21 protein-coding genes and 1 pseudogene are annotated in these 21,232 nt (G+C 62.5%); 16 read left to right on the plus strand and 6 right to left on the minus strand.

Features of this window, described 5'->3' with window-relative positions; all coding sequences use genetic code 11:
• Positions 1–11: 11 nt before the first annotated feature.
• The 5 genes and pseudogenes from ACQ4MM_RS21815 to ACQ4MM_RS21835 all read left to right on the plus strand — a co-directional run bounded on the left by ACQ4MM_RS21815 (position 12) and on the right by ACQ4MM_RS21835 (position 3,611).
• Complete coding sequence (locus tag ACQ4MM_RS21815; protein ID WP_431479325.1) at positions 12–995, plus strand: Gfo/Idh/MocA family protein; 984 nt, start codon at positions 12–14, stop codon at positions 993–995.
• Positions 996–1,105: 110 nt separating this feature from the next.
• Positions 1,106–1,600 (plus strand): hypothetical protein, encoded by a 495-nt coding sequence (locus tag ACQ4MM_RS21820; RefSeq protein WP_431479326.1) that lies wholly within the window; start codon positions 1,106–1,108, stop codon positions 1,598–1,600.
• Between the two features lie 75 nt (positions 1,601–1,675).
• Positions 1,676–2,903 (plus strand): annotated as a pseudogene (locus tag ACQ4MM_RS21825) (MFS transporter).
• Position 2,904: 1 nt separating this feature from the next.
• On the plus strand, positions 2,905–3,033 hold the full coding sequence (locus ACQ4MM_RS21830) for a hypothetical protein (protein WP_431479327.1): 129 nt from the start codon (positions 2,905–2,907) through the stop codon (positions 3,031–3,033).
• A gap of 158 nt (positions 3,034–3,191) precedes the next feature.
• On the plus strand, positions 3,192–3,611 hold the full coding sequence (locus tag ACQ4MM_RS21835) for a glutaredoxin family protein (RefSeq protein ID WP_431479328.1): 420 nt from the start codon (positions 3,192–3,194) through the stop codon (positions 3,609–3,611).
• On the opposite strand, the gene ACQ4MM_RS21840 is transcribed toward ACQ4MM_RS21835, so the two are convergent.
• The 4 genes from ACQ4MM_RS21840 to ACQ4MM_RS21855 all read right to left on the minus strand — a co-directional run bounded on the left by ACQ4MM_RS21840 (position 3,608) and on the right by ACQ4MM_RS21855 (position 8,403).
• On the minus strand, positions 3,608–4,279 hold the full coding sequence (locus ACQ4MM_RS21840; protein ID WP_431479329.1) for a M23 family metallopeptidase: 672 nt from the start codon (positions 4,277–4,279) through the stop codon (positions 3,608–3,610). The two genes, ACQ4MM_RS21835 and ACQ4MM_RS21840, sit on opposite strands and share 4 nt — an antisense overlap.
• Before the next feature lie 68 nt (positions 4,280–4,347).
• On the minus strand, positions 4,348–6,411 hold the full coding sequence (locus tag ACQ4MM_RS21845; RefSeq protein ID WP_431479330.1) for a TonB-dependent receptor plug domain-containing protein: 2,064 nt from the start codon (positions 6,409–6,411) through the stop codon (positions 4,348–4,350).
• A gap of 71 nt (positions 6,412–6,482) precedes the next feature.
• Positions 6,483–8,024: a peptidoglycan DD-metalloendopeptidase family protein gene (locus ACQ4MM_RS21850; RefSeq protein ID WP_431479331.1), complete on the minus strand. Its 1,542-nt coding sequence runs from the start codon at positions 8,022–8,024 to the stop codon at positions 6,483–6,485.
• A 4-nt stretch (positions 8,025–8,028) separates the two neighbouring features.
• A complete protein-coding gene (locus ACQ4MM_RS21855) occupies positions 8,029–8,403 on the minus strand; it encodes a BlaI/MecI/CopY family transcriptional regulator (RefSeq protein WP_090445392.1) in 375 nt (124 codons plus the stop codon).
• Positions 8,404–8,500: 97 nt separating this feature from the next.
• On the opposite strand from ACQ4MM_RS21855, the gene ACQ4MM_RS21860 reads away from it, so the two are divergent.
• Both ACQ4MM_RS21860 and ACQ4MM_RS21865 read left to right on the plus strand, forming a co-directional pair.
• Positions 8,501–8,986: a hypothetical protein gene (locus tag ACQ4MM_RS21860; protein WP_431479332.1), complete on the plus strand. Its 486-nt coding sequence runs from the start codon at positions 8,501–8,503 to the stop codon at positions 8,984–8,986.
• A 3-nt stretch (positions 8,987–8,989) separates the two neighbouring features.
• Positions 8,990–9,334: a hypothetical protein gene (locus ACQ4MM_RS21865; protein WP_431479333.1), complete on the plus strand. Its 345-nt coding sequence runs from the start codon at positions 8,990–8,992 to the stop codon at positions 9,332–9,334.
• On the opposite strand, the gene recG is transcribed toward ACQ4MM_RS21865, so the two are convergent.
• Complete coding sequence (recG, locus tag ACQ4MM_RS21870; RefSeq protein ID WP_431479394.1) at positions 9,331–11,409, minus strand: ATP-dependent DNA helicase RecG; 2,079 nt, start codon at positions 11,407–11,409, stop codon at positions 9,331–9,333. The two genes, ACQ4MM_RS21865 and recG, sit on opposite strands and share 4 nt — an antisense overlap.
• A gap of 182 nt (positions 11,410–11,591) precedes the next feature.
• Here recG and queA point away from each other — a divergent pair, with 182 nt between their 5' ends.
• From queA to ACQ4MM_RS21900, 6 genes are all read left to right on the plus strand, one after another.
• Positions 11,592–12,617, plus strand: coding sequence for a tRNA preQ1(34) S-adenosylmethionine ribosyltransferase-isomerase QueA (queA, locus tag ACQ4MM_RS21875; RefSeq protein ID WP_431479334.1), 1,026 nt, complete (start codon positions 11,592–11,594; stop codon positions 12,615–12,617).
• Between the two features lie 9 nt (positions 12,618–12,626).
• Positions 12,627–13,766, plus strand: coding sequence for a tRNA guanosine(34) transglycosylase Tgt (gene tgt, locus ACQ4MM_RS21880; protein ID WP_431479335.1), 1,140 nt, complete (start codon positions 12,627–12,629; stop codon positions 13,764–13,766).
• Positions 13,767–13,870: 104 nt separating this feature from the next.
• Positions 13,871–14,197, plus strand: a complete 327-nt coding sequence (yajC, locus tag ACQ4MM_RS21885; protein ID WP_431479336.1) for a preprotein translocase subunit YajC — start codon at positions 13,871–13,873, stop codon at positions 14,195–14,197.
• Between the two features lie 65 nt (positions 14,198–14,262).
• Positions 14,263–16,122 (plus strand): protein translocase subunit SecD, encoded by a 1,860-nt coding sequence (secD, locus tag ACQ4MM_RS21890; protein ID WP_431479337.1) that lies wholly within the window; start codon positions 14,263–14,265, stop codon positions 16,120–16,122.
• 9 nt (positions 16,123–16,131) lie between these two features.
• Entirely contained in the window at positions 16,132–17,151 is a 1,020-nt protein-coding gene (gene secF, locus ACQ4MM_RS21895; RefSeq protein WP_431479338.1) for a protein translocase subunit SecF, read from the plus strand.
• 79 nt (positions 17,152–17,230) lie between these two features.
• Positions 17,231–17,641: a hypothetical protein gene (locus tag ACQ4MM_RS21900; RefSeq protein WP_431479339.1), complete on the plus strand. Its 411-nt coding sequence runs from the start codon at positions 17,231–17,233 to the stop codon at positions 17,639–17,641.
• A gap of 13 nt (positions 17,642–17,654) precedes the next feature.
• Here ACQ4MM_RS21900 and ACQ4MM_RS21905 read toward each other — a convergent pair whose 3' ends face one another.
• Positions 17,655–18,698: a LacI family DNA-binding transcriptional regulator gene (locus ACQ4MM_RS21905; protein ID WP_431479340.1), complete on the minus strand. Its 1,044-nt coding sequence runs from the start codon at positions 18,696–18,698 to the stop codon at positions 17,655–17,657.
• A 52-nt stretch (positions 18,699–18,750) separates the two neighbouring features.
• On the opposite strand from ACQ4MM_RS21905, the gene ACQ4MM_RS21910 reads away from it, so the two are divergent.
• From ACQ4MM_RS21910 to ACQ4MM_RS21920, 3 genes are all read left to right on the plus strand, one after another.
• The gene (locus tag ACQ4MM_RS21910; RefSeq protein ID WP_431479341.1) at positions 18,751–19,443 is read left to right on the plus strand and encodes a helix-turn-helix transcriptional regulator; all 693 of its coding nucleotides are present in this window, start codon (positions 18,751–18,753) and stop codon (positions 19,441–19,443) included.
• A 65-nt stretch (positions 19,444–19,508) separates the two neighbouring features.
• A complete protein-coding gene (locus ACQ4MM_RS21915; RefSeq protein ID WP_431479342.1) occupies positions 19,509–20,132 on the plus strand; it encodes a glutathione S-transferase family protein in 624 nt (207 codons plus the stop codon).
• Between the two features lie 131 nt (positions 20,133–20,263).
• Positions 20,264–21,115 carry a haloalkane dehalogenase gene (locus ACQ4MM_RS21920; RefSeq protein WP_431479343.1) on the plus strand — a complete coding sequence of 284 codons (852 nt, stop codon included), beginning with the start codon at positions 20,264–20,266 and terminating at the stop codon, positions 21,113–21,115.
• Positions 21,116–21,232 lie beyond the last annotated feature (117 nt).

Consider the following 21,232-nt stretch of genomic DNA (forward strand, 5'->3'; position numbering starts at 1 on the left):
AGGAGCTTTGAATGGACAAGATTATTCGCTGGGGCATCCTCGGCACCGGCAAGATCGCCAAGGCCTTCGCCACGGCACTACGCGAGGTGCCTGATGTCGAATTGGCGGCGGTTGCATCGCGCAGCCTAGATAGCGCTACCGAGTTCGCCCGGGAGTATGGCGCAAAACGTGCCCATGGCGACTACCAGGCGCTGGCCGACGACGAAGGCGTGGATGTGATCTACATCGCCACTCCGCACGCCATGCACCACGAGAACGCCATCATGTGCCTGAAGGGCGGCAAGGCGCTGCTGGTCGAGAAAGCCTTCACCTTGAACCGGCGCGAGGCGCAGGAAGTCGTGGACCTTGCGCGTGAGCGCAAGCTGTTCGTGATGGAGGCGATGTGGACCCGCTTCCAGCCTGCCATCCTGGAGGCCAAACACATGATCGACATGGGCGAAATCGGCAATGTTCGCAACCTGCAGGCGGACCTGGGCTTTGTGGCCGATGCCGGGCCCGAGCATCGCCTGTTCAACCCCGCGCTGGGTGGCGGCGCGCTGCTCGACCTCGGCATCTACCCCTTGTCGATGGCTGCTTTCTTCCTCGGTCCGGTGAAAGGTGCGCGCGGCTATGGGGAGCTGGCACCCAACGGCGTGGACGTGCAGGCCAATTTCGTGCTGCACCATGAGGACGGTTCGCTGTCGGCTTGTAGTTGCAGCCTGAATGCCCGCACTCCGGCCACGCTTAGCGTTTGCGGCGACAAGGGGTTCCTGCGCCTGCACGGGCGTTTCCACCACGCCGAGCACTTCACCATCGTCCTGAATGATGGTACTGAGCGTGAATTCCACTTCCCGCGCATTGGCAACGGTTATGCGCACGAAGCGATGGAGGTAGGGCGCTGCCTGCGTGAAGGTTTGCTGGAAAGTCCGGAAATGCCACTCGACGAAACCATCGCCCTGATGGCGGTGCTGGACGAATTGCGCGCCCAGGTCGGGGTGCGCTACAGCGTGGATTGAGGTAGGTAATGACGGCCGCACCACACAAGACAACTCTTTACAAAAAAAGTATTAGCCCTTAAATTGTCATAAAGTTATTATCGTATTTTTAACTTTGGTTGGAGGGTGGTATGCATCAAGCAATCCTGACGCTGGCGGGCGGTGTGGCGCTGGCATTGGCATCTGGCGCCGCTTCGGCACAATGGGTTACTACTGATCTTCAAGTAACCGGTGTGATCCAGGAAGTACCCGGACCGTCGGCTCGCTGCCCCTCCAAATTCGGCGGCACCATCACCGGCCACGGCAGCAGCACCTTGCTGGGGCGCGTGGCCTTTGTCGCCAACGATTGCATCACCCCTGACGGCCCCATCTTCAACTTCAGCCGCGGCCGGTTCATCGTGATGACCATGTCCGGCGACCAGGTTTATGCCAACTACAGCGGCCAATTCGTGCCGACCGGCCAGGGCACCAATTACGTCTTCAGTGGCGCCACTTTCCAGATTGTCGGCGGCACCGGCCAGTACATGTTCGCCAGCGGCGGCGGCCAACTGCAAGGCACCGAAGACATGGCGACCGGCGCCGGCACGATCTCCATGAGTGGCCGCATGAGCTACTGGAAGCGTTAAAGCCGTTCTGGCGGCCGCCAGCAGGATTCGGCGGCATCCTTTACACTGGCCCTCTTAGCCAGCCAGGATGCCGCCATGACCAGCAACGACCGCCAACTTAATCTCAAGACGATCCTGCTTACGACGGGTGTCGTACTGACGCTGTCGATGGGCGTGCGCCATGGCTTCGGCTTCTGGATGCAGCCGATTTCGCAGGCCAACGGCTGGACACGCGAAACCTATTCGCTGGCGCTGGCGCTGCAAAACCTGCTGTGGGGCGCCTTCGGCCCCATCGCCGGGATGGTGGCGGACCGCTGGGGCACCCAGCGCGTGGTGATCGCCGGCGCCTTCTCCTATATGGCGGGCTTGCTGTGGATGGCCACGGTGACCCAGCCGTCCCTGTTCATCATCGGCTCCGGCGTGTTCATCGGCCTCGGCCTGGCATGTACCGCTTTTGGCGCGGTGAGCGGCATCATCGGCCGTGCGGCGCCGGTGGAAAAGCGCTCCTGGGCCTTCGGTGTTTCGGGGCGCTGCCAGCTCCTTCGGCCAGTTCCTGATGATGCCCGTCGAGCAGCACCTTATTTCTTCGATCGGCTGGCAGCACGCCTTCTACGTCTTGGCCGGCGTGGTGTTCCTGTTGATGATTCCCATGACAACCTTCCTGCGCGAGCCGAAACATGCCGTGGCAACCGGCGCCGTCCACCAGAGCGTGGGCGAGGCAATGCGCGAAGCGATCGGCAACCGTTCCTTCATGCTGCTGGTGGCGGGCTATTTCGTGTGCGGCTTCCAGCTGGTTTTCGTCGGCGCCCACCTGCCGGCCTACCTGAAGGACAAGGGCATTGCCACGCCGGGCGTGGCGGTAATGGCGCTGGCGCTGATTGGCCTGTTCAACATCTTCGGCTCATTCACCGCCGGCCAACTTGGTGGCCGCATGCCGAAGCGCTACCTGCTTTCTTCGATCTACTTCACCCGTTCGGTGGTGATCGGCCTGTTCCTGCTGGCGCCTTTGTCGCAGTGGTCGGTCTACCTGTTTGCCGCGGCCATTGGCTTCCTGTGGCTGGCCACGGTGCCGCTCACCAACGGCATCATTGCCGGCGTGTTTGGCTTGAAGCATATGTCGATGCTGGCCGGCGTGGTGTTCCTGTCGCACCAGGTGGGTAGCTTCATCGGCGTGTGGCTGGGCGGTTACCTGTTCGACAGGCTTGGCAGCTACGATGTAGTGTGGGGCATCACCCTCGGCCTCGGCATCTTCGCCGGCCTGGCCAACCTGCCGATCGACGAGCGCCCGCTGGTGCGCGGCGAACCTGGCCTGAAGGCCGCCTGACATGAAACAGCGGCTGCTATACATCGGACTCTGGGCCTTCGTCGCAAGCGTGCTGGCGCTGGCGTTCCTGGCCTACCTGCAGCCGGCCTTCATGCTCGATCTGGCCAACCGCATCTATCTTTGCTTATAATCCTGGCAATGTCCAAGACCATTATCTGTCCAAAGTGCAGCCACGTGCGGCCGCCCGATGCCACCAATCCTGAGTGGCAATGTCCCGCTTGCGGTGTTTGTTATACCAAAGCCAATGAGCCATCCCCATCTGCGGCGAGCCACTATGCCTCGGCGCCCGTGCAAGTTAAGCAAGGCTGGGATTGGGGGCCGCTGGTCAAGATCGCCCTGGTCGTAGTTGTCGGATGGGCTGTCACCAAATACTTTACCCAAATGCGCGGGCCGGATGCCGCTGGCAACACGATGATGGATACGGTTGAAGAGCGCTTGCAGTCAGCTGCGGCGGGCGCCAAGCGGACCGATATCATGCTGTATTCCGCCCCATGGTGCGGCTACTGCAAGCAAGCGAAAGAAACGTTCGCTGCCAACGATATCCCGTATACCGATTGCAACGTTGAAGGCGATTTGTATTGCAAGGACCAGTTCGACCGCTTGCATGGAACCGGCTTCCCCCTGTTCGTGGTACGCGGCAAGCGTTTGCAGGAAGGCTTGAATTACAACGCCTTGATCTCCGCCCTGAACGAGGATAAACCGCGTTAAGCCTGTTTGCGGGATTTGCTGCTCTTCTGCGCGACGCGCGTGGCTTTGCCTTTCTTACCCTTGCCGGCCTTGTGCGGCGCCGGCGGCACTTCTTCCACACCGGTGCGTTTGGCGTTCATGGCCGACGGCAGGGCGTTGTTTTCCAGGTTGGCCAGCATGAAGCGGTTCGGGTCGATGCGGGTGCCGTCCTGGTAGGCTTCCAGGTGCAGGTGAGGACCGGTGGCGCGGCCGGTGGCGCCGGACAGGCCAATCAATTCGCCGGCAGCCACGCTGTCGCCGACACTCACATTGCGCTTGTTCAGGTGGGCGTACAGCGAGCGCAGCCCGCCTTCATGCTCGATCACCACCACATTGCCGTATTTGCGGTCGCCCAGGTAGCCCATGCCGGATGCGACCACCGTGCCGTCGTCGGTCGCCTTGACCGGTGTGTTGTGCGGTACGGAAAAGTCGATGCCGCCATGTGCGCGGCGTCCGCGTGCTGCGCCAAAGAAGCTGCTGACGCGGCCACCTTCCAGCGGCAGGCGCCATTGCTGCAGGAGCGATTCTTTGGTTTCTTTCTCTTCCTGCGGCGGCGGAATGTCCAATGGCTCAGGCATCGCGGCAGCAGGCTGCATGACGTTGGCGGCGGCCAGCATGGCCATCAGGAGGAGGTTGGTAATCTTCGGCATAGCGGGCGAGTTTCGCATAATAAGATGCAACGTGGCAAATGCGTAAGGAACAGACAATGTTTCTTTCGTTAGTTGAAGTTCTGCTGGTAGTTGAGCCTTAAGGTGCTGCTGCCGCGCGCGTTGATGGCGGTCTGGCGCCAGGCAAGGCCCTGATAGCGGTCAGTGCTGGCGTGGTCAGGATGCAGCACGTCGGATAGGGCCAGGCGGAATTCCTGGCGCGGCGACAGCTTCCAGGTGGCGCGCAGATCGAGCTTGCGCTGGTAGGGCGCGCTTGACATCAAGGTGGCCGACTCGCGGCTTGGCCCGCCGGCCTCGTAGGAAAATTCGGCGTCCAGCGTCAGCGCAGCGCGCCTGTAGCTGAGGGCAGCCGCACCGCTCAGCGGTGTTTGTGCTGCGAGCCGGTTGTCGGGCCCGGGCACGCTGTCGAGGCGGGAGTGGTTAAAGGTGAGGTTGGCGCGCATGGAGAGTGAAGCCGTGAGCGGCATGCGCAACTCTAGCGTGAGGCCATGCACCCGGGCGCGGCCCAGGTTGGCCGGCATGGTGATCCAGCGTTCGCCGTCGCGGTACAGGGTGGACAGGATCACGTTGTCGATGTCGCGCGCATAGAGGCTGGCGCTGAGCAGGCTGTCCTTGGCGAAGTAGTAGTCGATGCCGGCGTCGAGGCCCCACGCAAGTTCCGGGCGCAGCGCGGGATTGCCCTGGGTGTCGGGATTGGTCGGGCTGTTGTTGTTGTCGGATGTGAAGCGGCGCGGGATCAGGTCGAGCATATTGGGCGCCTTGTAGCTGCGGCTGGCGCCGAGGCGCAACTGGCTGTCGCCAGGCAGCTTGCGCATCCATTCGAGAACCGGGCTGACGACGGTGCTGTGCTGCCGCACCGGCGCGGAGTTGCGGTCATGCGCTTCGGTGCGCATGGTTTCCCAGCGCAGGCCAGCGGACCAGGAGTCCGCATCGCGCTTCCATTCATCCTGTGCAAAGGCCGCCAGGCGCTCGATGCGGCCGTCGTAGCGGTCGTCGCGAAGGAAGTTCAGTGCGCCGGTGTAGTTGTACTCGTGCTCGATGCGGGTTTGCATGCGCTGGATGGCCGAGCCGTCCCAGCCAGCAACCAGTGCATGGCCGTTGCCAAGCGGGTGGGAATATTTGCCGCCGTAGTTGAAGCCATGTTCGCGGATATCGCCATCGACGTGGCGCACAGTGGGACCGGGGCCGGCCAGTGGCAAGCCGGCGAAATCGAAACCGGTGTCGCGCGGCGCCGTGTTGCCGCCCAGCTTGAGTTCCCATTGCGCACCGCTGGCCAGCGAACGTTGCCATGTCAGCTCGCTGCGCAGGAAATAGCCGCGCATGCGGAAGCGGCTGCGTACGTCGGCAAAGTCGCCGGATTGGCCGAGCTGCACTTGTTCTTTCGAGCGGTAGTGGATATCGCGGCGGTTGACGGTGGCGATGGTTTGCAGCGCAAAGCTGTCGCCGGCGGCGGTGTTCCAGTTCAGGCGCGGGCTGAGGTTGAACGATTCGCCGACGTTGTCTTCGTGCGCGCGAAAGGTGCGCAGCATGCCCGGTGCGCTGTCGGTGATGGTGCGGTCGGCAGGCGTGCTGCTGCGCGCCAGAACCGCGCTGACGTTATGCGACCAGCCCTCGGCCTTGCCGGTCGATTGCGCGGTAAGGCGGGGCGACCATGCGCCGTGCAGGCCATCCATCCCGAGCTGCATTTCCTGCGTGCTGCGGCTGACGGACTTGCGCAGCACGATGTTGATGGTGCCGGCGATGCCTTGCGTGCCCAGGACGGCGGACGCGCTGCGCAGCACTTCGACGCGCTCGATCACTTCAGGCGGCAGGCTGTCCAGCGAGAAGCCGTTGGGGGCGGGTTGCCCGTTCAGCAGGATTTGCGTGTAGCCCTTGCCCAGGCCGCGCATGCGGATGCCGGCGCTGTCGCTGAAGGTGATGCCGGGCAGCCGGCGCAGGGCGTCGGCCACAGTGCGGTCGCCGTTCGCGGCCAATTCCTCCCGGGTCAGCACCAGGGTGCTGGCGGTATCTTCCTTGCGCTGGTCGAGGCGCGCCGATTTGATCTCGACGACGGGCTGCGCGGGCGCGACTTGGGATGCCAGCGCGGCGGCCAGCATGAACAGGGTGTTCTTCATTGCGTTTCCTCAGGGCGAGCGCCGCCACTGCCGGGCAGTGCGCGGCATTGGCCCAGGGGCGGCGGGAATGGTTAGCTGGAGCGGCTGCTTTTCAGGCGTTGCAGCGCGGTCCGGGTGGCGTTGGCTTCGAGGTTGCCGATCAACACTTGCGGATCGATGTTCTGGCCATTGCGGCTGACTTCCATGTGCAGGTGCGGGCCGGTGACTTTACCGCTGGCGCCGGAGGTGCCGATCTGTTGGCCGGCGATGACACGTTCACCTTCCTTGACCATGCGCTGGTCCATGTGGGCATACAGCGAGCGCAGGCCGTTGGCGTGTTCGATCGCCACCAGCTCACCCCACTTGTCTTCGCCCATATAGTTGCTGGTAGAGGCGACGACGATGCCGTCCGCTGGCGCGACGATGGTGGTGCCGGTGCGGGCGGCGAAGTCCATGCCGCCATGCCGGCGCCCGGTGGGCGCGTGCAGGATGCCGAAGAAGGCGCTGACGCGCAGGCGCTCCATCGGGGCTTGCCAGTGGGGCGGGTTGGCCGGCGCCGCGTCGTCTGCGCTGGCGGGTGGGGCGTCCAGGCGCCACGCCAGGGCCGGTTGCAGCAGCACGCTGGCGGCAAGCAGCGAAGGCAGCGCCGCCCAGCCTAATGCGCCTGCAACGGCGCGCGGCATGGCGGGCACGCCATCGCGGATCATGCCGATGCGGGCGGCGACTGCGTCCACCACGCGGCCACCGAAGGCGAGGGCGGCGCCATGTCCAGGCATCGCCTGCATGCGCAATTGTCCGACCAGCGCGGCGGCATAGGCGCGGCGCTGGGTGGCGGGACGGTCTTGCAGCACGCTGCGGTCGCAGCCCAGTTCCTGCGCCCATGCCATGCGCTGGCTCAGGCGGGCCACCATGGGGTTGAACCATTGGATGGCTTGCAGCAGGAAGCTGGCGTGCATCCACAGCGGGTCGCGGCGGGCGAGGTGGGTCAGTTCGTGCTCGACCACCAGGCGTTGCTGGATGGGATCGAAATCGCGCAAGTGGCGTGGCAGCAGCAGGATAGGGCGGGCCAGGCCGACCAGCATGGGCGCGATCGGGGCGTCGATTTCGCGCACTTCCGGCAGCGTGCGGTGCAGGCTGGCGAAGCCCGGATGGGCGGCCAGCTCGAAACGGTCCAGCCGTTGCGAGGCCGCGATCAGTACGGCGAGGCGGCGCTTGGCGTGCAGCCAGCGCGCGGCAGCGATGGCCAGGCCGGAGCTGTAAAGCACGAGCCATGAGTAGCCCAGCCAGAGCAGCGCTGGCGCCGGCTCGATAGGCGCGGCGCCGTGGTGGTCGACTGCGCCATCTTCGCCGGCAGCGGAGTCGCTGCCGGCAATTGCGGCAAGGGAGGCGTCGGCCCGGCCAGCGGAAGCCAGGACGGCAGGCAGTTCAATGGCGGGGACGATGCTCAGGCGTGCGGCACCGGGCAGCAGCCCAAGCGCCAGGGTGACGGCAACGGCGGCTATCCCCAACAGCCAGGGCGTGCGGCGCGCTTCAAGCCCGGGCCAGGCGCGGGCGACGCTGCGCAGCAAGAGCCAGGTGCAGGCGCCGGCCAGCAAGCTGGCCAGGCTCGCTTGCAGGAAGACTAAGGCAAACATCGTCTTACTCCTTCTCTTCCGGCCATTCGCTCAGCAACTGCTCCAGCTCTTTCAGCTCGTTCTGGTTCACCAGCTTGGAGCCGGTGAACATGTTGACGGGCAGGGGAGCGTTCATTTCCATCACGCGATGGCTGAAATCGTGGGCAAATGCAGCCAGCGTTTCAACCTTTTCGAGTACTGGCGCGTATACGTTCATACCGTGGATGGAATGCAGGCTGATCATGCCTTTTTCCAGCATCCGTTCCAGGGTCTTGCGTGTGGACGAGTAAGACCAGGCCAGTTCCTCCTCCACGCGCTCATGGATTTCACGGGCGCTGAGCGGATGTTGTTTCCAAAGTGCCTTGAGCAGCGTTAATTCTGTAATGGATGGAATGGCCATGGGGGCTCCTTGTGACGTATGACGGCATTGTGCGACAGTTGTCGCACGAAGGCAAGGAGTTTATGCGACACGTGTCACATAATGTATCATTGGGTATATGAAAAAACTTGCAATAGTTATCACAACACTTGCCGCTACGGTTGCATGTAGCGACAAGCGGCTCACCGAGGCCGAAGTGCTGAAGGTGATGGGGAATGTTGAAACTTCAGTCCAGCGCCACGATTCCGACCGCCTGATGGCCAACTTCGCGCCGAACGCGATGATCATGGTGTCGATGCCGGGGCGGGGCGGCGGCCTGTCGCGCATGAGTGTGGACGAGTATAAGGCCATGCTGGAAGGACTGTGGCGGGTGCAGCTCCAGTCGACGTATGAGGTCAGCAACCGCGAGGTATTGTTGTCCGCCAATGGCCACAGCGCTACTGCGCGCGACGTGGCGAAAGAAGTCGTGCTGCTGCCGGGTGAACGCATGGAGTCGCTCAGCAAGCAGAAGGCCGAGATCGCGCTGGTCGATGGCGTCCCGCGCATCATTTCACTGACCGCGGAGGTGGAGTCCCTGGTCGCAACGCCGACCGGCAGGAACTAGAAAATGGGTAAAGCAAATACTTTGGCCACTGTGCTGCTGGCGCTGGCGCTGGCGTGTGGCGTTTCCGCGGCATCTCCAGCCGATACGGCAGTCGCAAATGGCGCGCTGAAAGCTTCCGGCGCCGATGTAAGCATGTTGAAAAACCTGGGCGGCAAGCTGGAGAAATCCTGCGCGCGCAATAAATATGGCCTGTCCGAGGCCGAGTGCATGGACCGGATCAATAAGCGCGGCGACCTTTGCGCAAACCAGACGGCAACACGATTTCCGGGGCAGATCGGCAACACCGATCGTATGCAGGTGATCGTGCAGGCCTACGTCGGCTGCATTTTCGAGCAGCCGGCGCGTTAAACCTTCAGGAACTCTTCGCGCCCGCCCAGCCAGCGTTCGAGGTGGGCTTCCACTGTGGCCTGGTTGGCGGGCGTCGCTTCGTGCAGCAGGGCATGCGCCACGTCGCGCGCCTGGTCGACCAGCCAGCCATCCGTTTCCAGGTCGGCGAAACGCAGCATGGCCTGGCCGGATTGGCGCGAACCCAGGAATTCGCCGGGACCGCGGATCTCCAGGTCGCGGCGCGCGATTTCGAAACCGTCGGTGGTTTCGCGCATCGTCATCAGGCGCTGCTTGGCGACTGGGCCGAGCGGGCTTTGGTACAGCAGCAGGCAAACCGAGGCTGCCGAACCGCGGCCGACCCGGCCGCGTAGCTGGTGCAGCTGCGACAGGCCGAAGCGCTCGGCGTGTTCAATCACCATCAACGAGGAATTCGGCACGTCGACGCCGACCTCGATCACGGTCGTCGCGACCAGCACGTGTACTTCGCCGGCCGCGAATGCATCCATCACCTGCGCTTTTTCGGCCGGCTTGAGGCGGCCGTGCACCAGGCCGACGCGCAAGTCGGGCAGGGCGGCGGCGAGCGTTTCGTAGGTCTCGGTGGCAGTCTGCAGTTGCAGCGCTTCCGATTCCTCGATCAATGGGCAGACCCAGTAAGCCTGGCGGCCTTCCTGTGCGGCGGCGTGCACGCGGGCAATCACTTCATCGCGGCGGTTCTGGTCGACCACGGCGGTGACAATAGGCGTGCGACCGGGGGGCAGTTCGTCGATCACCGACACTTCCAGGTCGGCGTAGTAGGTCATGGCCAGGGTGCGCGGGATCGGCGTGGCGGACATCATCAGCTGGTGCGGCACGTTGTCGCCATTGCCCTTGTTGCGCAAGGTAAGGCGCTGGCCGACGCCGAAGCGGTGCTGCTCGTCCACGATCACCAGGCCGAGCTTTGCGAACTGCACCGAGTCCTGGATGATGGCGTGGGTGCCGATCACCAGTTGCGCTTCGCCGGATTCCACCAGCGCGTAGGCCGCTTCCTTCTCCTTCTTTTTCAGGCTGCCGGTCAGCCAGGCGACCTTCACGCCCAGTGGTTCCAGCCAGGCTGCGATCTTGCGGAAATGCTGGTCGGCCAGGATCTCGGTCGGCGCCATCAGCGCCGCCTGGTAGCCGCTGTCGATCGCCTGCGCGGCGGCCAGCGCGGCCACAATGGTCTTGCCGCTGCCCACGTCGCCTTGCAGCAGGCGTTGCATCGGGTAGGGCTGCTTGATGTCGGCGCGGATCTCTTTCAGCACGCGCTGCTGGGCTTTCGTCAGCTTGAACGGCAACGAAGCTTCGAAGGCGGACGACAGCGTGCCGACCTTGCCCAGGATGGCGGCGCCCTTGGCGCGGCGTGCGCGCTGCGCCCGTTTCAGCGAGAGCTGCTGCGCCAATAGTTCATCGAACTTGACACGGGTCCACGCTGGGTGGGTGCGGTCGACCAGCGCGTTCTCGTCGGCTTCCGCCGGAGGGTAATGCAGGATGCGCACTGCTGCCTCGAGCGGATGCAGGCGCATGGCGTTGATGATTTCCGGCGGCAGGGTGTCGGTCCAGTCGACGCGCTTCATCGCGTCCGCAATCGCGCGACGCAGCACCAGTTGCGACAAGCCCTCGCCCGAAGGGTAGACCGGCGTGAGGGAAGTCGGCAGCGGCGCGCCTTCGTTCACGATCTTGTAGGCCGGGTGCACGATCTCGGCGCCGAAGAATCCATGCCGTACTTCGCCACGTGCACGCACGCGGGTGCCTTCGGCCATCTGCTTGACCTGGCTGCCGTAAAAATTCATGAAGCGCAGCTGGAGGTCGCCCGTCTCGTCCGCGATATGCACCAGCAATTGGCGGCGCGGCTTGTAGGCGATTTCGTTGGAGGTGACCACGCCCTCCACCTGCGACACCTCGCCGCCGCGCATGCAGGCTTCACGGATCGTCAGGACTTCCGTCTCATCCTCATAGCGCATGGGCAGGTGCAGCACCAGGTCCATATCCGTGCGCAGGCCAAGCTTGGCAAGCTTGCTCTCGGCGGTGGCGGCTGGTTTTTTGGGGGCAGCTGGCTTTTTTTGCTTCGTTTCCGGCATCTTGGACATGGTATAAACACCAGGCTTGGATTCTAACTGAAAGACGGTGAAAGCTGACCCGCAGAGCGCCGCGCATTTCGGGAGAAGCTGGCGGGCATGACGGGCAAATAAGGTCTTTTTGCGTGAAATTTGGGCAAATGACGTAAAATAGAGGGTTGCCCAACAGTTTTACTAGCCCGTCAATGTATTCGTTATCCGATTTCGACTTCCACCTGCCGCCAGAGCGTATCGCGCAGTTCCCGCTGCCGGACCGCAGTGCCTCGCGCCTGCTGCACGTGGACGGCAAGACCCTGCACGACCGCCAGTTCACCGACATCCTGGACCAGCTCCAGGCCGGCGACCTGCTGGTGATGAACAATACCCGCGTGCTGAAGGCCCGTTTCTTCGGCGTCAAGGACAGCGGCGGCAAGGTGGAAGCGCTGGTGGAGCGCGTGCTGGATACCCGCACCGTGCTGGCCCAGGTGCGCGCGTCCAAGTCGCCCGGCCCTGGCGTGAAAATCCGCCTGGCCGATGCCTTCGACGTGACGGTGGGCGAACGCGCCGGCGAGTTCTACACCCTGCATTTCGATGCCGACGTGTTCGACCTGATCGAGCAGTACGGCCGCCTGCCGCTGCCGCCATACATCGAGCACGCGCCGGGCGAAGTGGACGAAACCCGCTACCAGACCGTGTTCAACAAGGTGCCGGGCGCCGTCGCCGCGCCGACTGCCGGCCTGCACTTCGATGAAGCGCTGCTGCAAAAGCTGAAGGACAAGGGCGTGAAGTTCGCCTACGTCACCCTGCACGTGGGCGCCGGCACCTTCCAGCCGGTGCGCACCGAGAACCTGGCCGAACACAAGATGCACACCGAGTGGTACACCATGCCGCAGGAAACCGTGGATGCCGTGCGCGAAACCCGCGCCGCCGGACGCGACGTGGTGGCGGTTGGCACGACCTCATTGCGCGCGCTGGAATCGGCCTCCCAAAGCGGCAGCCTGGAAGCCGGCAGCGGCGACACCAACCTGTTCATCACTCCTGGCTACAAATTCAAGACGGTGACGCGTCTGATCACCAACTTCCACCTGCCGAAATCGACCCTGCTGATGCTGGTCAGCGCTTTCGCAGGCTTTACCGAGATCCGCCACGCCTACCAGCACGCGATCGCGAACGAATACCGCTTCTTCAGCTATGGCGACGCCATGCTGCTGACGACGCACAACAGAGCATAAGGAATACCGATGCTGGAATTTAAACTCATCAAAAAAGACACCACCGGCAAGACCCACGCCCGCCGCGGCACGGTCAAGCTCAATCACGGCGAGGTGCAGACCCCGATCTTCATGCCGGTCGGGACCTACGGTTCGGTCAAGGCCATGTCCCCGCTGGAACTGAAGGAAATCGGCGCCCAGATCATTCTCGGCAACACCTTCCACCTGTGGCTGCGCCCGGGTAACGACGTGATGTCCAAGTTTGGCGGCCTGCACGGCTTCATGGGCTGGGACAAGCCGATCCTGACCGACTCCGGCGGCTTCCAGGTGTTCTCCTTGGGCGAAATGCGCAAGATCACCGAGGAAGGCGTGACCTTCAACTCGCCGATCAACGGCGACAAGCTGTTCCTGTCGCCGGAAATCTCGATGCAGATCCAGCGCGTGCTGAATTCCGACATCGTGATGCAGTTCGACGAGTGCACCCCGTACGAAATCGACGGCCGCCCGGCCACGCTGGAAGAAGCAGCCAAGTCGATGCGCATGTCCCTGCGCTGGGCCCAGCGCTCGATGAACGAGTTCAAGGCCGGCGAAAACCCGAACGCGCTGTTCGGCATCGTCCAGGGCGGCATGTATGAAACCCTGCGCGACGAATCGCTGGAAGGGCTGGAAAAGATCGATTTCCCGGGCCTGGCCATCGGCGGCCTGTCCGTGGGCGAGCCAAAAGAAGACATGATGCGCATCCTGCAGCACATCGGCCCGCGCCTGCCGGAAAACAAGCCGCACTACCTGATGGGCGTCGGCACACCGGAAGACCTGGTGAACGGGGTGGCCAACGGCGTCGACATGTTCGACTGCGTGATGCCGACCCGGAATGCCCGCAATGGCTGGATCTTCACCCGCTTCGGCGACATCAAGATCAAGAACGCGCGTTATAAGGATGACAAGGAGCCGCTGGACGCGACTTGCTCCTGCTACGCCTGCCGCAACTTCAGCCGGGCCTACCTGCATCACCTGCACCGTGCGCAGGAGATCCTGGGCGCGCGCCTGAACACCATCCACAACCTGCATTACTACCTCGACATCATGCAGCAGATGCGCGATGCCCTGGATGCAGACCGTTTCCCGGACTGGGTGCAGCAATTCCACGCAGATCGCGCGCGTGGTATTTAAATCTTTGCAAGCCGACCATATATAGGTCGGCAGCAACTGCGGTGCTAGAATACACCGCCTGATTTTTTACAAACTCGTTTTCAACTAGAACAACTGGAGTCACCGTGTTCATTTCCAACGCATATGCCCAAACCGCAGCCGACGCCGGCGCCATGGGAAGTCTGACCACTTTCGCACCGCTGATCCTGATGTTTGTGGTGATGTACTTCCTGATGATTCGTCCGCAGCAAAAGCGCGCGAAAGAGCAGAAATCCATGATGGAAGCCCTGGCCAAGGGCGACGAAGTGGTGACCATCGGCGGCATCATGGGCAAAGTGACCAAGGTGAATGACCAGAACGTGGCCATCGAAGTCTCCCAGGGCACCGAAGTATGGGTGCAAAAGCACGCCATTTCCTCCCAGCTGCCGAAAGGCACCCTGAAGAGCCTGTGATAACCGGCGCGGGCGGCCTCGCAAGAGCAGCCGCCCGTTTTGTTATTGCCTGAACGCTGAAGACTATGAATCGTTATCCAATCTGGAAATACATCCTTATCGTCGTGGTGGTGCTGCTTGGCGCCCTGTACACGGCGCCAAACTACTTCGGCCAGACGCCTGCACTGCAGATCACCAGCGCCAAGTCCACCGTCAAGGTGACGAGTGCCCTGGCGACCCAGGTGGACACGCTCCTGAAACAAGCCAACGTCAAAAATGACGGCGTAGCGCTGGACGGCGCCGGCATGCACACCTACGTGCGTGCCCGCTTTGCCGATACCGACGCGCAGTTCAAGGGCCGCCTGGCACTTGAAAAAGGCTTGAACCCGGACCCGAACGACCCGACCTATATCGTCACCGTCAACCTGGTGTCGAATACCCCTGACTGGATGCGCGCTGTTGGCGCGCTGCCAATGTACCTGGGCCTGGACCTGCGCGGCGGCGTGCACTTCCTGATGCAGGTCGACACCCAGGCCGCGGTGACCAAGCGTATCCAGGGTACCCAGGCCGCCATCAAGAACCAGCTGCGCGAGAAGAATGTGCGCCATGCCGGCATCGACCGCGTGGGCGATACCATCATCGTCAAGTTCCGCGAAGATGCACTGCGCCAGCAGGCCAAGAGCATCATCCAGGACCAGCAGCCGGACATGAACGTGGTCGACGCCACTGAAGGCGACGAACTGCGCCTGGTTGCGACCCTCAAGCCGGCAGCCCTGAAAGCCACCCTGGACAACGGCGTGCAGCAGAATATCGCCACCCTGGGCAAGCGCGTGAATGAACTGGGCGTGTCCGAACCGGTGATCCAGCAGCAAGGTCCTGACCGCATCGTGGTGCAGCTGCCAGGCGTGCAGGATGCCGCGCATGCCAAGGACATCATCGGCCGTACCGCCACCCTGGAAGTGCGCATGGTCGACGAAAGCGTCACCCCGGGCACCGAACTGAACGCAGCGATTCCGTTCAACTCCGAACTGTTCACCGTCGGCAAAGGCGTGCCGGTCGTGCTGACCAAGGACGTGGTGCTGACCGGCGACTACATCTCCAGCGCAACCGCCACCTTCGACCAGAACCAGCAGCCAGCGGTCAGCATCGACCTGAACGGCGACGGCGGCCGCAAGATGCGCGATGCGACCCGCGACCGCGTCGGCAAGAAGATGGCCATCGTGCTGTTCGAGAAGAAGAAGGCTGAAGTGCTGTCGGTGGCGACCATCCAGAGCGAACTGGGTAGCCGCTTCCAGATCACCGGCATGGGCAATGCGGAAAACTCCGCCGAACTGGCGCTGCTGCTGCGCGCAGGCGCGCTGTACGCCCCGATGGAAGTGATCGAGCAGCGTACCGTGGGTCCTGCACTGGGCGCTGAAAACATCGCCAAGGGCTTCCACTCCACGATGTACGGCTTTGCCGCCATCGCGGTCTTCATGATCGTCTACTACATGATGTTCGGCGCCTTCAGCGTATTCGCACTTGCCGTCAACCTGCTGCTGCTGATCGCTGTGCTGTCCCGCCTGCAGGCGACGCTGACCCTGCCGGGTATCGCGGCGATCGCGCTGGCGCTGGGTATGGCAATTGACGCCAACGTGCTGATCAACGAACGTATCCGCGAAGAGCTGCGCAACGGCGCCAACCCGCAGTCGGCCATTTCCGCCGGCTTCGAACACGCCTGGCACACCATCCTGGACTCCAACGTGACCACCCTGATCGTGGGTATCGCGCTGCTGGTGTTCGGTTCCGGTGCAGTACGCGGCTTCGCCGTGGTGCACAGCCTGGGTATCCTGACCTCGATGTTCTCCGCAGTCTTCGTTTCGCGCGGCGTGGTGAACCTGTGGTACGGCCGTAAGAAGAAACTGCAGTCGCTGTCGATCGGCACCGTCTGGAAACCTGCGAACTAAGGAATAGAGATGGAATTTTTCCGCATCCGTAAAGACATCCCGTTCATGCGCCACGCGTTGGTCTTCAACGTGGTTTCGGCGCTGACCTTCGTGGCGGCAGTGTTCTTCCTCGTCACCAAGCAGCTGCATTTTTCGGTGGAGTTCACCGGCGGCACCGTGATGGAGGTGAAGTACGCGCAGGCTGCCAACCTGGAAAAGGTGCGCGACACCTTGAACGCCCTGGGCTACCACCCTGAGGTGTCGAGTATCGACACCGCACGCGACGCCATGATCCGCCTGCCTAACGCAGCCGGCACCACCGCAGCCGATACCGCGGCCAAGGTGTTCGCCGAGCTGTGCAAGGCGGAGCAGGGCAGCGTCAAGTCGGTCGACAAGGTGACCGACAAGGGCGCCCACGAAATGAAGAGCGCCTGTATCCACGCCGACGGTTCCGAAGGCGTGTCGCTGCAGAAGGTTGAATTCGTCGGCCCGCAAGTCGGTGAAGAACTGGCGCAGAACGGCCTGAACGCCCTGGTGATGGTGGTAGTTGGCGTGATGATCTACCTGGCCATCCGCTTCGAATGGAAATTCGCAGTGGCCGCCATCGTCGCGAACTTGCACGACGTGGTAATCATCCTGGGCTTCTTCGCCTTCTTCCAGTGGGAATTCTCGCTGACCGTGCTGGCCGCCGTGCTGGCAGTGCTGGGTTACTCGGTCAACGAATCGGTGGTTATCTTCGACCGAATCCGCGAGAACTTCCGCAAGCAGCGCAAGATGACGGTGCATGAAGTGATCGACAATGCGATCACCTCCACCATCTCGCGTACCATCATCACCCACGGCTGTACCCAGATGATGGTGCTGTCGATGCTGTTCCTGGGCGGCCCGACCCTGCACTACTTCGCAATCGCGCTGACCATCGGTATCTGCTTCGGTATCTACTCTTCCGTGTTCGTTGCCGCCGCCGTGGCCATGTGGCTGGGCGTGAAGCGCGAAGACCTGATCAAGCCGATCAAGGAAAAAGACGAGACCGACGGCGCGGTGGTATAGCCACTGGCATCAGGTCCCAAAAAGCAGCCAATTTGGCTGCTTTTTTTATGCTCACGAGCACATTTGAGGAATCGAATCCATGTCTTTTGCGATGTACGTTTTGCTTGGCGAGGAGGCGCCCATCATCTCCACAGAATCGTTGGCATTGGAGCTTGAACACTACTTGCGCAATGAAGAGTGCTTTTCATTAGAGTTCGACCAATTGCCATTCTCTGCAGACAAGGCACTTCTGCTTCGTTGGGATTCTTGGCGAGTACGGGTAAGTTATGAAACTGGTGAAGCGGTAGTCGAGGACTCCAAGGAAATCGCCAGGATAGTCGGCAAGGCTGCGACCAATGGACTTGCCGCCATTGATAAACGAATCCGGCTTGTGTTTGGCGACGACGATGCGCAAGAATATACGAACCAAATTATCTACTTACTGGACTTCATGCGAGAGATTCCTGGCGCAACCATCTTCGATCCGCAACAGGCAGATTTGCTGACATAACGTCGGTGTCTGCTTAAGCGCTTTCGCGCGCCATCAAAGTAAAGCCAAGGTCGATGCGCTGCGCCGCAATGTCGTTGCCGCGGATGGCAGCCAGCAGCAGGTTGGCGGCTTCGAAGCCGGTCTGATAGCGCGGCGTGCCGATCGTGGTGACCGAAGGCTTCATCCAGGCCGATGCCGGCAAGTCGTTGAAGCCGCAGATCGCCAGCTGCTCCGGCACCTTGATGCCGCGCCGCTGGCACTGGAAGATGGCGCCGTGCGCCAGGTCGTCGTTGCAGCAGAAGATCGCATCCAGGCCCGGCATATTGGCCAGCATGCGGCCCAGCAGCTCGGCGCCCAGCGCAATGGTGGACGGGTCAGGGCACATCAGCTCCAGCATCGGGTCGGACAGACCGGCTTCCTCCATGGCTTTGCGATAGCCGTCGCCGCGCTTCAGGGTACGTTCATCGAGCTGCGCAGCCATGTAGCCAATGCGCTTGCGGCCCTTGTCGATCAGGTAGCGCGTGATGGTGTAGCCCGCATCTTCCTGCGAGAAGCCGACCGACATCGAACCCGGTTCCGAAGACAGGTCCATCATCGACACCACCGGCACGCGCGAGGTGGCCAGCATCTGCTGCACGCGCGGGCTGTGCGTCAGGCCGCAGAGCAGGATGCCGTCGGGGTTCGACTGCATATAGGTCGCCAGCAGCTTCTCTTCTTCCGCATCGGAGTAGCGCGTGTTACCGATCAGGATCTGGTAGTTGCACGGGTCGAGCGCATCCTGCACGCCGGCCAGCAGCGCGGTGAAGACAGCGTTGGCCAGCGACGGCACCAGCACCACGATGACCCGCGATTGCGCCGAAGCCAGGGCGCGTGCGGCGCGGTTCGGTACATAGCCCAGCTCCTGCACCGCCTTCTCCACGCGTTCGCGCAGTAAGGACGACACCAGCTCCGGTTGGTTGATGGCACGCGAGGCCGTCATCGGCGCGACACCTGCCAGGGCTGCTACATCGGACAGTGTGACTTTGCCGAGTGCGCGGCTTTTGGTGGCAGGGCTCTTGCCAGGGGAATTCTTGATCATTCCTGAATTATAACTATGTTAAGCTGCACGCCTCGTAAAATGGGGAGCAGCAATGAGCCGTACCGGCCGCCTGTTCCAGCTCATGGATGCCATGCGCGGCAGCCGCCGTCCGGTAACGGCGGCCGCACTGGCGGAAAAGCTGGGTGTATCCGAACGCACGATCTACCGCGACATGCAAACCCTGGCCGAACTTGGCGCACCGGTGGAGGGCTCGGCCGGCCTTGGCTACCTGCTGCGCAGCGGCTTCTTCCTGCCGCCTCTGATGTTCGACGCCGATGAACTGGAGGCACTGGTGCTTGGCGCGCGCTGGGTGCGCCGCCAGGGCGACCCGACATTGGCGCAGGCCGCCGCCAATGCGCTGGCCAAGATCGCCACCGCCACGCCGAAGGACCTGCGCGACGGCATGGCCGATACCAGCCTGTGGGTGCCGCTGGTGCGCGATACGCCGGAACACGATGAATTCGTGCGGCCTGCGCGCGAAGCGATCCGCCGCCATCACAAGATGCGCATCCACTACAAGGACGAAAACGGTGCCTCGTCCGAGCGCACGGTGTGGCCGTTCGCGCTGGCTTTCTTCGAAGGCCGCCGCATCCTTGTCGCCTGGTGCGAGATGCGCAAGGCCAACCGCCACTTCCGCATCGACCGCATCGCGCACGCGGAAACGCTTGCCGAACGCTACCTGGCGGCGCGCCACGAACTGCTCAAGGTCTGGCGCGAAGAAAACGCGATCAATGAAGACTCCTGACAGAAACTGTCAGGGGACCTTGGTTACGATAGGCGCATTCGATCAATCCACCAAGGAGTTTAACGATGCGCCTCTATCACAACCCACTGTCCTCCAACGCCCGCCGTGTATTGCTCACTGCAAGCCATCTTGGCATCAAGCTGGAGGACGTGTTGATCGACTTCGGCAGCGAGTCCGACCGCAAGCGCCTGAACGAGGTGAACGTGTGCGGCAAAGTGCCGGTGCTGGAAGACGATGGTTTCCTGCTGTGGGAGTCCTGCGCCATCATGCAATACCTGGCCGACAAGTCCGGAGCGACCGACGTTTATCCGGCCGGCCTGAAGCAGCGCGCCGATATCAATCGCTGGATGTTCTTCGCGGCCCAGCACTTCGCACCGGCTATCGGCATCCTGACCTGGGAATACCTGTGGAAGAAGCTGGTCACCGGCCTGGGCCCTGATCCGGTCGAGGTCAAGAAGGGCGAAGAGCTGGTGCACGAGCACGCAGCAGTGCTCGACCAGCACCTTGCAGCGCGTCAGTGGATGAGTGGCGACACGCTCACGCTGGCTGACTTTGCAGTGGCCGCGCCGCTGATGTACCTGGGCCGTGCAAAAATTCCGGTCGAGCAATATACGCATCTGCAGGCCTGGTTCGAACGCATCCAGCAACTGCCGGCATGGCAGCAGACCGAGACCCCATGGCCTTTTTAAGGATTGTGTGAGTTAACGCACAGAGTGTGCCTGGTCCCAAACATAAGATGGAACCGTCTCTTTCAGGACATCCCTAGTTTTGGACTTGGCCCACTCTTCGGAGTGGGCGTTTTTTTTCTGAGAGAGATCGCATGCAGTCCATCCCCGTACTGAATTCAAGCCTCGCCTACCGCGAGCTCGGCGAACGCAGCCCGCACGCCGTGATCTTCTTGCACGGTAATCCGACGCACTCATTTATCTGGCGCGGCATCATGCCGCACGTGGCTGCCCAAGCCTGGTGTCTGGCGCCGGACTTGATTGGCTTTGGCGCATCCGGCAAGCCCGATATTGCCTACAGCTTCCTGGAACACGCTGCCTATCTCGAAGCGTTCCTGCAGCAGATGGACATCGAAGAGTTCACGCTAGTCGGTCAGGACTGGGGCGGCGCACTGGCGATCCACCTGGCGGCGCGCTATCCCACCAAGGTGCGCGGCGTAGCGCTGATGGAGTTCGTGCGCCCGAGCCCGACGTGGGAAGATTTCCATCCCCTCGAGCAGGCACGCGAACGCTTCAAGCTGATGCGCGCACCGGGCAGCGGCGAAGAGTTCGTGCTGCAGCAGAATTTCTTCATCGAGCAGATGCTGCCGAAGGGCTCGCTGCGTGCGCTGACGGCGGCAGAGATGGATGCTTACCGCGCGCCGTTCCCGACGCCGGAGTCGCGCAAGCCGATGCTGGCCTTCCCCCGCATGATGCCGATTGCCGGCGAGCCGGCCGACGTGTATCAGCTCATCGAGCGCAACGAAGCGATCATGGCCACGGCCCAATATCCGAAGCTGATCCTGTTCAGTCCGAACGGCGTGCTGACCCCGCGCGCAGTCGCCGAGCGCTACGCCGCACAGTTTGCCAACTGCAAACTGGTGGAACTGGGCGAAGGCACGCACAACATCCAGGAAGATCACCCGGACGCCATTGGCCGCGCCATCTCCGCGTGGCTCCCGAAATAAAAGTCGGGGTCAGCTCCGGCAATCGGACATTCGCGCTGCCCGAAGCGCAAAGCTCCTCGAGAAGCCGGAGCTGACCCCGACTTTTCAAATGAAAGAAATGTAAGCAACCAACAGTTG

Origin of the sequence: Massilia eburnea (assembly GCF_050709955.1) — a bacterium.
Classification (GTDB): Bacteria; Pseudomonadota; Gammaproteobacteria; order Burkholderiales; family Burkholderiaceae_D; genus Rugamonas; species Rugamonas eburnea_A.